The 12,739-nt window shown below is 65.8% G+C and carries 13 protein-coding genes and 2 tRNA genes; 10 read left to right on the forward strand and 5 right to left on the reverse strand.

Translation table 11 applies throughout. The annotated features are described in order from the left end of the window. The first annotated feature begins 16 nt into the window (after positions 1-16). From lplAB to BJY26_RS09985, 3 genes are all read left to right on the forward strand, one after another. Positions 17-1,066, forward strand: coding sequence for a lipoate-protein ligase LplAB (lplAB, locus tag BJY26_RS09975; RefSeq protein ID WP_179427860.1), 1,050 nt, complete (start codon positions 17-19; stop codon positions 1,064-1,066). A 48-nt stretch (positions 1,067-1,114) separates the two neighbouring features. Then, entirely contained in the window at positions 1,115-2,215 is a 1,101-nt protein-coding gene (locus tag BJY26_RS09980) for a PLP-dependent cysteine synthase family protein (RefSeq protein WP_179427862.1), read from the forward strand. Between the two features lie 170 nt (positions 2,216-2,385). After that, the gene (locus BJY26_RS09985; RefSeq protein ID WP_179427864.1) at positions 2,386-3,381 is read left to right on the forward strand and encodes a LacI family DNA-binding transcriptional regulator; all 996 of its coding nucleotides are present in this window, start codon (positions 2,386-2,388) and stop codon (positions 3,379-3,381) included. On the opposite strand, the gene BJY26_RS09990 is transcribed toward BJY26_RS09985, so the two are convergent. From BJY26_RS09990 to BJY26_RS10000, 3 genes are read right to left on the reverse strand one after another with little or no spacing between them, the layout of a single operon-like run. After that, entirely contained in the window at positions 3,378-4,310 is a 933-nt protein-coding gene (locus BJY26_RS09990) for a 3-methyladenine DNA glycosylase (RefSeq protein WP_237248986.1), read from the reverse strand. The two genes, BJY26_RS09985 and BJY26_RS09990, sit on opposite strands and share 4 nt — an antisense overlap. A gap of 55 nt (positions 4,311-4,365) precedes the next feature. Beyond that, positions 4,366-4,563, reverse strand: a complete 198-nt coding sequence (locus BJY26_RS09995; RefSeq protein WP_179427865.1) for a DUF6186 family protein — start codon at positions 4,561-4,563, stop codon at positions 4,366-4,368. Then, on the reverse strand, positions 4,560-5,132 hold the full coding sequence (locus tag BJY26_RS10000) for a hypothetical protein (protein WP_179427866.1): 573 nt from the start codon (positions 5,130-5,132) through the stop codon (positions 4,560-4,562). Before BJY26_RS10000 ends, BJY26_RS09995 begins: the two co-directional genes overlap by 4 nt. A gap of 101 nt (positions 5,133-5,233) precedes the next feature. On the opposite strand from BJY26_RS10000, the gene BJY26_RS10005 reads away from it, so the two are divergent. The 4 genes from BJY26_RS10005 to BJY26_RS10020 all read left to right on the forward strand — a co-directional run bounded on the left by BJY26_RS10005 (position 5,234) and on the right by BJY26_RS10020 (position 7,878). Next, the gene (locus BJY26_RS10005) at positions 5,234-6,013 is read left to right on the forward strand and encodes a fumarylacetoacetate hydrolase family protein (RefSeq protein ID WP_179427868.1); all 780 of its coding nucleotides are present in this window, start codon (positions 5,234-5,236) and stop codon (positions 6,011-6,013) included. Between the two features lie 45 nt (positions 6,014-6,058). Then, positions 6,059-7,531, forward strand: a complete 1,473-nt coding sequence (gltX, locus tag BJY26_RS10010; RefSeq protein ID WP_179427870.1) for a glutamate--tRNA ligase — start codon at positions 6,059-6,061, stop codon at positions 7,529-7,531. Positions 7,532-7,661: 130 nt separating this feature from the next. Then, positions 7,662-7,733: transfer RNA gene (locus BJY26_RS10015), tRNA-Gln, on the forward strand. A 69-nt stretch (positions 7,734-7,802) separates the two neighbouring features. Beyond that, a tRNA-Glu gene (locus tag BJY26_RS10020) sits at positions 7,803-7,878 on the forward strand. A gap of 108 nt (positions 7,879-7,986) precedes the next feature. Here the strand turns inward: BJY26_RS10020 and BJY26_RS10025 are convergent. Both BJY26_RS10025 and BJY26_RS10030 read right to left on the reverse strand, forming a co-directional pair. Further along, positions 7,987-8,391 (reverse strand): GNAT family N-acetyltransferase, encoded by a 405-nt coding sequence (locus BJY26_RS10025; protein WP_179427872.1) that lies wholly within the window; start codon positions 8,389-8,391, stop codon positions 7,987-7,989. A gap of 98 nt (positions 8,392-8,489) precedes the next feature. Next, a complete protein-coding gene (locus BJY26_RS10030) occupies positions 8,490-9,203 on the reverse strand; it encodes an IclR family transcriptional regulator (protein ID WP_179427874.1) in 714 nt (237 codons plus the stop codon). 99 nt (positions 9,204-9,302) lie between these two features. Here BJY26_RS10030 and leuC point away from each other — a divergent pair, with 99 nt between their 5' ends. Genes leuC through murA form a run of 3 tightly spaced genes read left to right on the forward strand, consistent with a single transcriptional unit; the run spans position 9,303 to position 12,739 of the window. Then, a complete protein-coding gene (gene leuC, locus BJY26_RS10035; RefSeq protein WP_179429898.1) occupies positions 9,303-10,730 on the forward strand; it encodes a 3-isopropylmalate dehydratase large subunit in 1,428 nt (475 codons plus the stop codon). Positions 10,731-10,768: 38 nt separating this feature from the next. Further along, positions 10,769-11,374: a 3-isopropylmalate dehydratase small subunit gene (gene leuD / locus BJY26_RS10040; protein ID WP_179429899.1), complete on the forward strand. Its 606-nt coding sequence runs from the start codon at positions 10,769-10,771 to the stop codon at positions 11,372-11,374. A 45-nt stretch (positions 11,375-11,419) separates the two neighbouring features. Next, positions 11,420-12,739, forward strand: a complete 1,320-nt coding sequence (gene murA, locus BJY26_RS10045; protein ID WP_372465372.1) for a UDP-N-acetylglucosamine 1-carboxyvinyltransferase — start codon at positions 11,420-11,422, stop codon at positions 12,737-12,739.

Genomic DNA, 12,739 nt, shown 5'->3' on the forward strand with positions numbered 1-12,739 from the left:
ACGGGGGAGCGACATCATGCACGGAGAGTACAAGGTCTCCGGAGGAAAGCTCGTAGTCATCGATGTGGAAGTCGACAACGGCACACTCCGGGACGTGTCGGTCAGCGGCGACTTCTTCTTAGAACCGGCGGCCGCGCTCGAGGCGATCAACGCGTCGCTCGACGGCCTCAGCGCGTCAAGCGATCCGGAAACGTTCACGGACGCCGTCCGCGGGGCATTGCCGCCCGACGCCGTGCTTACCGGATTCTCGCCCGCTGCGGTCACCGTCGCGCTCAGCCGCGCGCTCGGCCAGGCCACCGACTGGAGCGAATACGACTGGCAGCTGATCCACGGCCCGGTGCTCACGACGGCGCAAAACGTCGCGTTGGACGAGGTCCTCAGCCAGCAGGTCGCGGCCGGCAAGCGTCTGCCCACGCTTCGGCTGTGGGAATGGGACGACCGGGCCGTCGTGATCGGGTCGTTCCAGTCGCTGCGCAACGAGGTGAACATGCCGGAGGCCCGCCGGCATGACGTCGAGATCGTCCGGCGCATCTCGGGCGGAGGCGCCATGTTCATGGAGGGCGGCAACTGCATCACGTATTCGCTGTACCTGCCGGCCGAACTCGTCGCCGGGCTGTCATTCGTCGACGCGTATTCGTTCCTCGACGACTGGGTGCTTGCGGCGCTTGCCGAGATCGGCGTCAAGGCCTGGTACGTGCCCATCAACGACATCACCTCGGAACACGGCAAGATCGGCGGCGCCGCGCAAAAACGGTTCGGATCGGGCACCGTGCTGCACCACGTGACGATGTCGTACGACATTGACGCCGACAAGATGACCGACGTGCTGCGCGTCGGCAAGGAAAAGATGTCCGACAAGGGCCACACCAGCGCCAAGAAGCGCGTCGACCCGCTGCGCCGGCAGACCGGGATGTCGCGCGCCGACATCATCGACGTCATGATCGCCACGTTCAAGAACCGCTACGGGCTGACGACCAGCGCTATCACCGACGAGGAGCTCGCATTGGCCGACGAGCGCGTGGCAGCCAAATTCGCAGCGCCGGAGTGGCTTGAACGCGTGCCCTGACGGCGCCCGCGGCACGGCAACGACGGTGCATCCGGCACACTGGAAGACGTGAATTCCTCCGGCTCCGCCAATGCCTCCGCCAATTCCGCCGCCGACCGCGCCTGGTCCGCCGAAGCCGTGCGCAAGGTGCTTGCCGACGCCAACCGATCGGCCGATACTCACCTGCACGTCGTCGATCTGCCCGCCGACTGGGGAATCGACCTCTACTTGAAAGACGAGTCGGTGCACCCGACCGGCTCGCTCAAACACCGGCTGGCGCGGTCGCTCTTCCTGTACGCGCTCGTGGGCGGGAAGCTCCGGCAGGGCAGCACCGTCATCGAAGCGACAAGCGGCAATACCGCGGTGTCCGAAGCGTATTTTGCGCGCATGCTCGGGCTGCCCTTCGTCGCCGTGATGCCGTCGGGCACGTCCCCGGGAAAGATCGCGCACATCGAATCGTTCGGCGGTCGTTGCCATTTCGTGAATTCGCCGTCCGAGGTCTACGCGGAAGCCGAACGTCTTGCCGAGTCCACCGGCGGGCACTACCTCGACCAGTTCACGTACGCCGAGCGGGCCACGGACTGGCGCGGCAACAACAACATTGCCGAATCAATTTACGCTCAGCTGGACTTGGAGCGCTATCCCGTCCCGCACACCATCGTCGTGGCGGCCGGCACCGGCGGAACGTCGTCGACTATCGGCCGCTATATTCGCTACCGCAGGCACGATACCCGGCTCCTCGTGGCCGACCCCGAGAACTCCTCGTACTACCCGGCGTGGCAAGCCGGCGACGTCTCCATCGCCACCGGCAAGCCGTCGCGCATTGAAGGCATCGGGCGCCCGCGCGTCGAGCCAAGCTTCATTCCCACGCTGATCGACGACATGATCCAGGTTCCGGACGCCGCGTCGATTGCGGCCACGCGGCACTTGGCCGACGTGTACGGCCGGGTCGCGGGCGGCTCGACCGGTACCGCGATGTGGGGAGTCTGGACGACTATCGCGGGCATGTTGGAGCGCGGCGAGACCGGCAGCATCGTCACGCTGCTCTGCGATCGCGGCGAGCTGTATTCCGACACCTATTACGACGACGCCTGGCTGGAGCGCAACGGCCTCGACATCGCTCCGTACCGTCGGCGCATTGAAGCGCTCCTGGCCACCGGGTCGTGGTGACGGGCTGCCGACGGTCCACTGCGCGTACGCTATCGTCAATACCGTCGAAATCGATTACTGATACGTCGATGTAGCGTAAAGACCGAAGCGCCACCGTTCGCGGGCCACGGGCTCCTGCCGTGCCGTCCGTGCGGCCGGGCGCGGCGGCTCGAAACGAGGGGACCGTCCGGATGGTCAAGATCAGGGACGTCGCTCTGCACGCCGGAGTGAGCGTTGCGACGGTGTCGCGCGCGCTCAACAACTACTCGACTGTCGCCCCGGAGCTCGTCAGCCGGGTGCGCGACTCGGCCGAGAAGCTCGGGTACCGGCCGAACGCGCTGGCCCGCAGTCTGCGCCGCCAAACAACCCGCGTGTGGTCGTTGATCGTGACCGATATCGACAACCCCTTTTACACTGCACTGGCCCGGGGAGTCGAGGACATCGCCCGCGACAGCGGCTATTCCGTACTGCTGTGCAATTCGGACGAGGACGCCGTCCGCGAGCGTGATTACCTGCAGGTCGCCGAGCAGGAACAGGCTGCCGGCGTCATCATCGCGCCGAGCGGGCGCGACACCGACGTGTCGCGGCTCATTGCCGCCCGCATCCCCATCGTCGCCATCGACCGGACCATGACGGCCGACGTCGACATCGTGCGCACCAACTCGGGGCTCGCCGCGCGGGCCGCGACCGAGCATCTGCTTGCCGCGGGCTGGCGGCATCCGGCATGCATCACGGGGCCCGCCGATTCCGAGACCGCCGAGGATCGTTATCGCGGCTACCGCGAAGCGGCCCTGGCCGCCGGCGTCGAGCCGTTGGCCCGGCACGTGCCGTTCCACTCGGACGGCGGTACCGAGGCGGTGGCCGAGCTGTTGGGTGAGGACGATCCGCCCGATTCGTTCTTTGTGGCAAATTCGGTGCTGGCCCTCGGAGTGCTGGACGAACTTCGCCGCCGCAAGGTCGCAGTGGGGGCGGACGTCGGGCTGGTCATGTTCGACGAGGCGCCGTGGGCACCACTGCTGTCCCCGGCCATCACCGTGCTCACGCAGCCGGCCTACGATATCGGGGCCGAGGCGGCTCGGCTGCTTGTCGCGCGAATCGGCGCGCCCGAGGGTGCGCCCCACGGGCCGAAGGAAATCGTGTTGCCCACGACGCTCGTCGTGCGCGAAAGCTCACAGCGTGCGGTCTAGGACGTCGTCCCGGAAGGCGTCGGGCCCGCCGGCTGCTCGGCGACCCCGCCGGCGAACTCGTCGGCAAGGGCCTCGGCCGGGGCCAGTGCAGTGACGAGCCTGTCGCGCAGTTCGTTGCCGCGGCGAGCGAATCCGCGTTGAGCCGCAACGTACTGGGCCTTGCCGGCCGGGGTCTCGACGGGCACCGCCGTATACCCCCAGGCCGACAAGTCGTACGGCGCCGCGCGCATGTCGAGCACGCGAATGTCGCGAGCCAGCTCGAAAGCGTCCAGCAGCAGATTACCGGGAACCAGCGGGCCGAGCTTGGTCGCCCATTTGTAGATGTCCATCCCGGCGTGCAGGCAGCCGGGCTGTTCCAAGTCCGGTGCCGACCGGCGAGTCGGCGCGAGCTCGTTCCGGGGCACGGCGTCCGGCGTAAAGAAACGGAACGCGTCGAAATGCGTGCACGAAATACGGCTCGACTCGACGACCCGGTCGGTCTCGTCCGCGCCGAGCCGCAAGGGAATCGGATGCCGGGTGCCGTGCTTGTCGCTGCGGTAGACCATTGCCCATTCGTGCATCCCGAAACAGCCGAACCGGCCGGGCCGGCCCGCCGTCCGGCGCAATAGGTCGGCGATATACCGCACGGCTGATCCGCGCTCGCGCACAAACGCTGCGATGTCGACCTCGGCGTCGTCGGTGCGGCCGACGGGCCGGTACCACCGCCACGAGGCGCGTTCGCCGGCGCCGGCCAGAACGACGCCGGCGCCGGGATGCCATCGCCGCAACTGGGCGGGGCGGTACGGGTAGTACGTGTACAAGAAATCGTCGACCGGTTCGGTCAGGCCGCGGGCCGTGCGGTCGCGGCGCGCACGGGTGAGCTCATTGGCGCGCTCGGCGTGTGCATCGGCGCGGCACCGCCAATCGGCGGCGTTCAGGAATTCGCCCATCCGTCCAGGGTAGGGCGGCGGCCGCGCCGGTCGCCAGCCACGGGCCCGGCCGCCGTCAGCGCTCGACAAGGAAGTGCCAGCCGGCCCACCACCAGAACACCACGAGCACGACGGCGGCGGACCTGCTTGCCAGCACCCGCTTCATCAATGCCGGAAACGATGCCAGCGCGCGCCCGGCCGCGCCCCAAACGGCTATGACGATGACGGCTGCAGCGCAAAGCGCAAATCCGGCGATCGTCGAATCGCGCATCATGGTCGTCGCCTCCAACGCAGCAGACAATATCCGAGCGCTACCCAGCAAACAACGAATGCCGCGCGCGCCGGCGGCGGATTCAGCGCCGGATCGACCAGGTCCGAGATCGAGGGATGCCGGTAATCGCCGGACGGCGACACTTCCAGTAGGTATGTCGTGAGCTCCCAGAGAGCCGCGGCCAGACCGACGCATGCCCAGGCCCAGCCGGCCCGAACCATCGGTGCACCGGACTCGGGCGTGAACCCGGCGGCGCGCCGCGGCCAGACCGCCACGACGACCGGCAGGCCGATCACGAAAACCAGCACGGCGTCCGCTATTGAATATCGGGCGGACGCTCCGCCGGCGACGCCCGCGGCCACCGCAACGACGGCACACCACGGCCACGGCGGAACGCCGGGGTCGACCCGGACCTCGGCCGAGCGCGGCAACAGGCCGTCCGCGACCAGCGCGGCCCCGACGGCGAGGAATACGGCGCCGTCCAACGGTGCGCCGCGGTACAGATGGAAGCAGCCGGTCACGATGACTATCAAGGTGGCCGGGGTCAGAGTTCTGAGCCAGCGCGTCGACATCCTGGACTCAATATAGAACCAGTTGAGGCGGATCGGCCGACTGAACCGTTTTGCGCTACGCAAACGCCTGCGAACCGCAGACGTCGCGTACCCTGGAACACGTGCGTATTGCGAGATTCATCTTGGACGACGAACCCCACTACGGCGTCGTGGAAGGCGACCCGGACGACGCGGCCGAACTCGTCGTCCTCAGCGGCGATCCCTTCTTTTCGCCGGCCCAGCCGACCGGCCGGCGGGTGCCGGCCGACGACGTCCGGCTCCTGGCGCCCATCATCCCGCGCTCAAAGGTGGTCGGAATCGGCAGGAACTACGCCGACCACGCCGCCGAGCTCGGCAATGAGGTGCCTGCCGAACCGCTCATGTTCTTCAAGCCGAACACCGCCGTGATCGGCCCGGACGACCCGATCCGGCTGCCGGCCGTCAGCGAATACGTCAGCTACGAGGTCGAACTGGCAGTCGTCATCTCCCGTATCGGCAAGAACGTCCCCGTCGACAAGGCGGACGACCACATCCTCGGCTACACGATCGCCAATGACGTCACGCTACGCGATTTGCAAAAGTCCGACGGCCAATGGTCCCGGGCCAAGGGATTCGATACGTCGTGCCCGATCGGGCCGTGGATCGAGACCGAACTGGACGTCAGCGATCTCGGCATCCGCTCGTGGGTGGACGACGAGCTCAAACAGGACGGTCGCACGTCCCAACTCGTGCACGGCATTCCCGAGCTGATCTCGTACGTGTCCGAGACCATCACCTTGCTGCCCGGCGATATCATCCTGACCGGTACGCCGGCCGGGGTCGGACAGATCACCGACGGGCAACGCGTCACGCTCGAAATCGAACGGATCGGCCGGATGAGCAACCCCGTCCTCGACGCTTAAGACTCACTCTTGACAACACACCTGCTAAGGAATCACACCTAAAAAATGTCTGACGTACGCGTACGTTTTTGCCCGTCGCCCACCGGAACCCCGCATGTCGGAATGGTCCGGTCGGCCTTGTTCAACTGGGCCTACGCCCGGCACACCGGCGGTAAGTTCGTTTTCCGAGTCGAAGACACCGATGCCGCACGCGACTCCGAAGAGAGCTTCGGCCAAGTCGTTGACGCGCTCCGCTGGCTTGGTCTCGACTGGGACGAAGGCATCGAGGTCGGCGGCCCGAACGAGCCGTACCGGCAATCGCAGCGCAGCGACATCTACGCCGACGTCATTGCCAAACTGACCGAAGCCGGGCACGTGTACGAGTCGTTCTCGACGGCGGCCGAGGTCGAAGAGCGCCATCGGCAGGCGGGTCGCGACCCAAAGCTCGGTTACGACGGCCATGACCGCGACCTGACCGACGCCGACAAGGCCGCATTGCGGGCGGAAGGCCGCGAACCGGTCCTGCGAGTGCGAATGCCCGACCGCGACATCGTGCTCGAGGACCTCGTGCGCGGTACCATCACGTTCCCGGCCGGATCCGTACCGGACTTCGTTGTCGTCCGGGCGAACGGGAAGCCGCTCTACACGCTCGTCAACCCCGTCGACGACGCCCTCATGGGCATCACGCACGTGCTGCGCGGCGAGGACATCCTCTCGTCGACGCCACGCCAGATAGTGCTGTACGAGGCGTTGAAGGACATCGGCGTGGCCGCGCGAACTCCGCAATTCGGGCACTTGCCGTTCGTGATGGGCCAGGGCAACAAGAAGCTGTCCAAGCGCGACCCCGAATCGAATCTCTTCGTCCACCGGGACAGAGGCTTCCTGCCCGAGGGCCTCGTGAACTATCTGGCATTGCTCGGCTGGTCGATCGGCCCGGATCGCGACGTCTTCAGCGCCCGGGAGCTCGTCGAAGCCTTCGACATCCGCGACGTCAACCCGAACCCGGCCCGCTTTGACCAAAAGAAGGCCGAAGCCATCAACGCCGCACATGTCCGGCGGCTCGAGCCGGCGGACTTCCGTCAACGGCTATTGCCGTATCTGCGGGCCGCAGGTCTGGTGGGCGACGAGCTGACGAGCCGGCAGGACGCCGTCCTGACGGCCGCTGCGCCGCTTGTGCAAGAACGCATGACGCTGCTGGGGGAGGCGCCCGGCATGCTCGGGTTCCTGTTCACGGACGATGATGCGCTCACGATTGACGACGACGCTCTCAAGGGGCTGAAGGACAACGCAGGCGAGGTCCTGGCCCGATCGATCGACGTGTTGTCGGAGGCGAGCGATTGGAAGGCGGACGATCTGCAGTCTTCGCTCAAGGCAGTGCTTGTCGAAGAGCTCGGCATCAAGCCTCGGCTCGCCTTCACGCCGTTGCGCACGGCGGTGACCGGACGCCGCGTTTCGCCGCCTCTTTTTGAATCGATGGAGATCCTCGGGAAGGAATCGTCGCTGGCTCGGCTGCGCTCGCTGGCCGAGCGCCTGGGATAAGCCCTCGTTTTGGCACGCACGGCGTCAATCTAGTAGAGTCGTCTGTCGGTACTGCTGCTGAGGACGGGCCACTTCGCGAGAGCGGAGGCGCACCGAATCGGCCCCTGGACGGGCAAGCGGCGGACTACTTTGGGGTATGGTGTAATTGGCAACACAGCGGTTTCTGGTACCGTCGTTCTAGGTTCGAGTCCTGGTACCCCAGCTCACGGAATTTCCGTGGGTATTGCCGTGTCAAAACGGTTGTGCGAAACCCGGCTCGCAAGAGCCATCGGCCCCCGTCGTCTAGTGGCCTAGGACGCCGCCCTCTCAAGGCGGTAACGGCAGTTCGAATCTGCTCGGGGGTACCATCGTGAAACTTTGCTCTTCCCGTTAATTCCCGCTCGGATTCCGTGCGCTTACCAACCCGCCCGGCCGCCCGGCATGGAACTGTTGGGGGCCCACGCGGAGCGGAGCGATCACGAACGGTCGCGCCACTCCCGGGCCAGGATGCTCATCAAAATCTCGTCATGGAATTCGCCGTCGTGGAATACCGTCTCGCGTCGACGTCCTTCGCGCGTGAAGCCGGTCTTTTCGTAGGTCCGAATAGCACGGGTGTTGAATGCCCAGACCGAAAGATCGATCCGGTTGAGGCCGAACTCCAAAAAGCCGTAGCGAACGATGGTGCTCACCGCATCGGCGCCGTACCCGAGACCGACATGGTCGGGGCCGAGCATGACGCCGAGCGTTGCGGCGCGAATCACCGGGTTGACGCCGTAAAACGCAACATGGCCGATGAGATCGTCGCCGCCGAGCGGCGACACGGCGAAGCCGACTCCGGTCGAGTCGGCGTTGGCGCTCCACGCCCGCAAGGTGTCGGCCATCCCGCCGTTCCGCGTAGGTGTAGTTTTCCGCGTAGGCGTATGGCGCGATGTACGCCCACGCGGAACACCGAGACCCACGCGGAACCCGGGCGGGCCGGCTAGTTCTTGGCCAGAGCGTCGGTGAGCAGTGCTGCGGCGTTGATGACGCTGGGGGCGTGCAGGCGCCCGGGCTGCCGGGTCAGCCGCTCGATCGGGCCCGAGATGGACACTGCCGCGACGACGCGTCCGCTCGGTCCGCGCACGGGCGCCGATACGGATGCCACGCCGGCTTCGCGTTCGCCAAGGCTCTGCGCCCAACCACGCCGCCGGACGCCGGAGAGCACTGTGGCGGTGAACCGGGCTCCGCGAAGCCCCATGTGCAGGCGGTCGGGCTCTTCCCACGCCAGCAGGATCTGCGCGGCCGAGCCCGCCAGCATGCTCAAAGAGGCGCCGACGGGGATCGAATCACGAAGGCCCATCGGGCGTTCGGCGGCAGCAACGCACACGCGCATATCGCCCTGCCGCCGGTAGAGCTGGGTGCTTTCCGACGTGCGATCGCGCAAACTCGCCAACACCGGGCCGGCGCTGGCCAACAGTCGGTCCTCGCCGGCGGCAACGGAAAGCTCGGACAGCCGGGGGCCGAGCACGAAGCGGCCCTGCATGTCCCGAGTGACGAGACGATGGTGTTCCAGTGCGACGGCCAAGCGGTGCGCGGTCGGCCGGGCAAGGTTCGTCGTCGTCACAAGCTCGGCAAGACTTGACGGGCCCGACTCCAAAGCGGAAAGAACCGTTGCGACCTTATCGATGACGCCGACGCCACTAGAATTGTCCATAGGACGATATTGCAGTCTCAATTCGTGAGATGCAAATCCAGTCCCACCAGTGGTGTCCTTAATCTGAAGGACAACAGCAGTATCAGCTTGGAGGAAATGATGGGGCAGACACTCGCCGAGAAGGTGTGGAACGCGCACGCTGTGCGTCACGGAGAAGACGGAGCTCCGGACACGCTGTACATCGACCTTCACCTCATTCACGAGGTCACGAGTCCGCAAGCGTTCGAAGGCCTGCGACTGGCCGGGCGCACGGTCCGGCGTCCGGATCTGACGATCGCGACCGAGGACCACAACACGCCGACAGTGGACATCGACAAGCCGATCGCCGATCTGACGTCTCGCACGCAAATCGAGACCTTGCGCGCCAACGCCGAGGAGTTCGGCGTCCGAATCCATTCCCTGGGCGACCCCGAACAGGGCATCGTGCACGTGGTTGGCCCGCAGCTGGGCCTCACTCAGCCGGGAATGACCGTCGTCTGCGGCGACTCGCACACCTCGACACACGGGGCATTCGGCGCCCTGGCGTTCGGTATCGGCACGTCCGAGGTCGAACACGTGCTTGCCACTCAAACCCTGTCCTTGGCGCCGTTCAAGACCATGTCCATCCTGATCGAAGGCGAGCTGCCCGAGGGGTCCTCCGCCAAGGACATCATCTTGGCGGTCATCGCGAAGATCGGCACCGGCGGCGGACAAGGCTACGTGCTCGAATACCGCGGCAAGGCAATCGAGAACCTCAGCATGGAAGCCCGCATGACGATCTGCAATATGTCGATCGAAGCGGGCGCCCGCGCCGGGATGATCGCCCCCGACGAGACGACGTTCGAGTACGTCAAGGGCCGCGACCACGCCCCGAAAGGCGCCGACTGGGACGATGCCGTCGACTACTGGCGCACGCTGCGCACCGACGACGACGCCGTGTTCGACGCCGAGGTGGTGTTGCAGGCCGAAGAAATCCAGCCGTACGTCACCTGGGGCACCAATCCCGGCCAGGGGCTGCCGTTGTCGGGCAGCGTCCCCGATCCGGAGAGTTTTGCCGATGAATCGGCTCGCATCGGCGCCGAGAACGCGCTGAAATACATGGATCTCGAACCCGGCACCAAGCTGAAGGACATCGCCGTCGACACCGTCTTCCTGGGATCGTGCACCAACGGTCGCATCGAGGATCTGCGCGCGGCGGCCGACGTGATCAAGGGCCGGACCAAGGCGGACGGCGTGCGCCTCATGGTGGTGCCCGGGTCGGCCCGGGTCCGATTGCAGGCCGAGGCCGAAGGCCTCGACAAAGTATTCAAGGAGTTCGGCGCCGAATGGCGGTTCGCTGGCTGCTCGATGTGCCTGGGCATGAATCCGGATCAGCTGAAGCCCGGCGAGCGTGCCGCCTCGACGTCCAACCGCAACTTCGAAGGCAGACAAGGCAAAGGCGGTCGCACGCACCTGGTCAGTCCGCTGGTCGCGGCCGCCACGGCCGTGCGAGGCACCTTGTCCTCGCCCGCCGACCTGGAACCGGTCGCCGAACCGGCCGCCGTATAACGCACTGTCAGTCTTCCGAAGGGAATGCTCACGACATGATGGAAAAAATCACCACCCACACAGGCATTGGCGTCCCGCTACGGCGCAGCAACGTCGACACCGACCAGATCATCCCGGCCGTCTACCTCAAACGGGTCTCCCGTACCGGGTTCGAGGACGCGCTGTTCCACGCGTGGCGGCAAAACGACGACTTCGTCCTCAACCAGGAGCCGTACCGGAACGGTTCGGTACTCGTGGCCGGAAGCGATTTCGGCACCGGGTCGTCCAGGGAGCACGCCGTCTGGGCACTCAAGGACTACGGATTCAAGGCCGTCTTGTCGTCGCGGTTCGCCGACATCTTCCGGGGGAACTCGGGCAAGCAAGGGCTTGTGGCCGCTCAAGTGGCTCAAGACGACATCGAACTGATCTGGAAGATCCTGGAAAATCATCCGGGGACCGAAATCACCGTCGACCTCGAAGCCAAGACCGTGCACTGCGACACGTTGACGGTGCCGTTCGGCATCGACGACTACACCAGATGGCGCCTTTTGGAAGGTCTCGACGACATCGGACTGACCTTGCGCCACGAGGACGACATCAGCGAATTCGAAACACACCGCGCGGCGTGGCGCCCGAAAACGCTTTCGGGCACGGATCTTCGGTAGAGTTAGCTCCCGGCGGCCCGTGGGTCGTCCGGGAAGGACTGAATGATGTTAACCGTCGCAGGGGGTCGCCCCCTTCAGGGTGAAGTGAGCGTCCGCGGAGCCAAGAACCTGGTGCCGAAAGCGATGGTCGCGGCCATCCTGGGCTCCGAACCGAGTGTATTGCGCAATGTGCCGGCAATCCGTGACGTGGACGTCGTCCGCGGTCTGCTGAGCCTGCACGGAGTCGAGGTCACGAGCGGGCCGGACGCCGGGAATCAGGACGGCGAGCTTGTCCTCGACCCGCGCAACGTCGAGTCGGCACACGTGGCCGACATCGGCATGCACGCCGGATCCAGCCGTATCCCCATCTTGTTTTGCGGTCCGCTGCTGCACCGGCTCGGGGAGGCCTTCATTCCGGATCTCGGCGGTTGCCGCATCGGCGACCGTCCCATCAACTACCACCTGGACGTGCTGCGCAGCTTTGGCGCAGTCGTCGACAAACTCGACTCCGGGATCCATATCCATACGTCCGGCCGTCTGCAAGGCACGAAAGTCAAATTGCCGTACCCGTCCGTCGGCGCAACCGAACAGGTGCTGTTGACCGCAGTGTGCGCCGAGGGCGTGACGGAGCTTTCCGGCGCGGCGATCGAGCCGGAGATCATGGACCTGATCGCGATCTTGCAAAAGATGGGCGCCATCATCAGCGTCGACACCGACCGGGTCATCCGGATCGACGGAGTCGAACGACTGGGCGGATACGTCCATCGGGCACTCTCCGACCGGATCGAGACGGCATCCTGGGCAAGTGCGGCGCTGGCAACGAACGGCGAGATCTACGTGCGCGGGGCCACTCAGCCGGAAATGATGACGTTCCTCAACGTGTTCCGCCGCATCGGCGGGGAGTTCGAGATCGACGAGAACGGGATCAAGTTCTCCCACCCCGGGTACGATTTGAACTCGCTGGTACTCGAGACCGATGTCCATCCCGGCTTCATGACCGACTGGCAGCAACCCCTCGTCGTCGCGCTGACGCAGGCCGGGGGTCTGTCGATCATCCACGAGACCGTCTACGAGAACAGGTTCGGGTTCACCGACGCGCTCCGGGACATGGGCGCCGTCATCCAGGTGTACCGCGAATGTCTGGGCGGCACGCCGTGCCGGTTCGGGCAAAGCAATTTCAACCATTCCGCGGTGGTCTCCGGACCGACCAAGCTGCAAGGCGGGTCAATCGTGGTGCCCGATCTGCGGGGCGGTTTCAGCCACTTGATCGCTGCGTTGGCCGCGGACGGCGAATCAAAAGTTGAAGGAATCGAGTTGATCAACCGCGGGTACGAGAACTTCATGGGCAAGCTCGGCGCGCTCGGCGCGGACGTCACCCTGGTATGA

The sequence above is a fragment of the Spelaeicoccus albus genome (assembly GCF_013409065.1).
GTDB classification, from domain to species: Bacteria; Actinomycetota; Actinomycetes; order Actinomycetales; family Brevibacteriaceae; genus Spelaeicoccus; species Spelaeicoccus albus.

What these genes read in the sequence shown, in the direction of transcription:
- lplAB (WP_179427860.1), top strand. Translation starts at nt 17, where the DNA reads ATGCACGGAGAGTACAAGGTCTCCGGAGGAAAGCTCGTAGTCATCGAT.
- BJY26_RS09985 (WP_179427864.1), top strand. Translation starts at nt 2,386, where the DNA reads ATGGTCAAGATCAGGGACGTCGCTCTGCACGCCGGAGTGAGCGTTGCG.
- BJY26_RS09990 (WP_237248986.1), bottom strand. Translation starts at nt 4,310, where the DNA reads ATGGGCGAATTCCTGAACGCCGCCGATTGGCGGTGCCGCGCCGATGCA.
- BJY26_RS09995 (WP_179427865.1), bottom strand. Translation starts at nt 4,563, where the DNA reads ATGATGCGCGATTCGACGATCGCCGGATTTGCGCTTTGCGCTGCAGCC.
- BJY26_RS10000 (WP_179427866.1), bottom strand. Translation starts at nt 5,132, where the DNA reads ATGTCGACGCGCTGGCTCAGAACTCTGACCCCGGCCACCTTGATAGTC.
- gltX (WP_179427870.1), top strand. Translation starts at nt 6,059, where the DNA reads ATGTCTGACGTACGCGTACGTTTTTGCCCGTCGCCCACCGGAACCCCG.
- BJY26_RS10025 (WP_179427872.1), bottom strand. Translation starts at nt 8,391, where the DNA reads ATGGCCGACACCTTGCGGGCGTGGAGCGCCAACGCCGACTCGACCGGA.
- BJY26_RS10030 (WP_179427874.1), bottom strand. Translation starts at nt 9,203, where the DNA reads ATGGACAATTCTAGTGGCGTCGGCGTCATCGATAAGGTCGCAACGGTT.
- leuC (WP_179429898.1), top strand. Translation starts at nt 9,303, where the DNA reads ATGGGGCAGACACTCGCCGAGAAGGTGTGGAACGCGCACGCTGTGCGT.
- leuD (WP_179429899.1), top strand. Translation starts at nt 10,769, where the DNA reads ATGGAAAAAATCACCACCCACACAGGCATTGGCGTCCCGCTACGGCGC.
- murA (WP_372465372.1), top strand. Translation starts at nt 11,420, where the DNA reads ATGTTAACCGTCGCAGGGGGTCGCCCCCTTCAGGGTGAAGTGAGCGTC.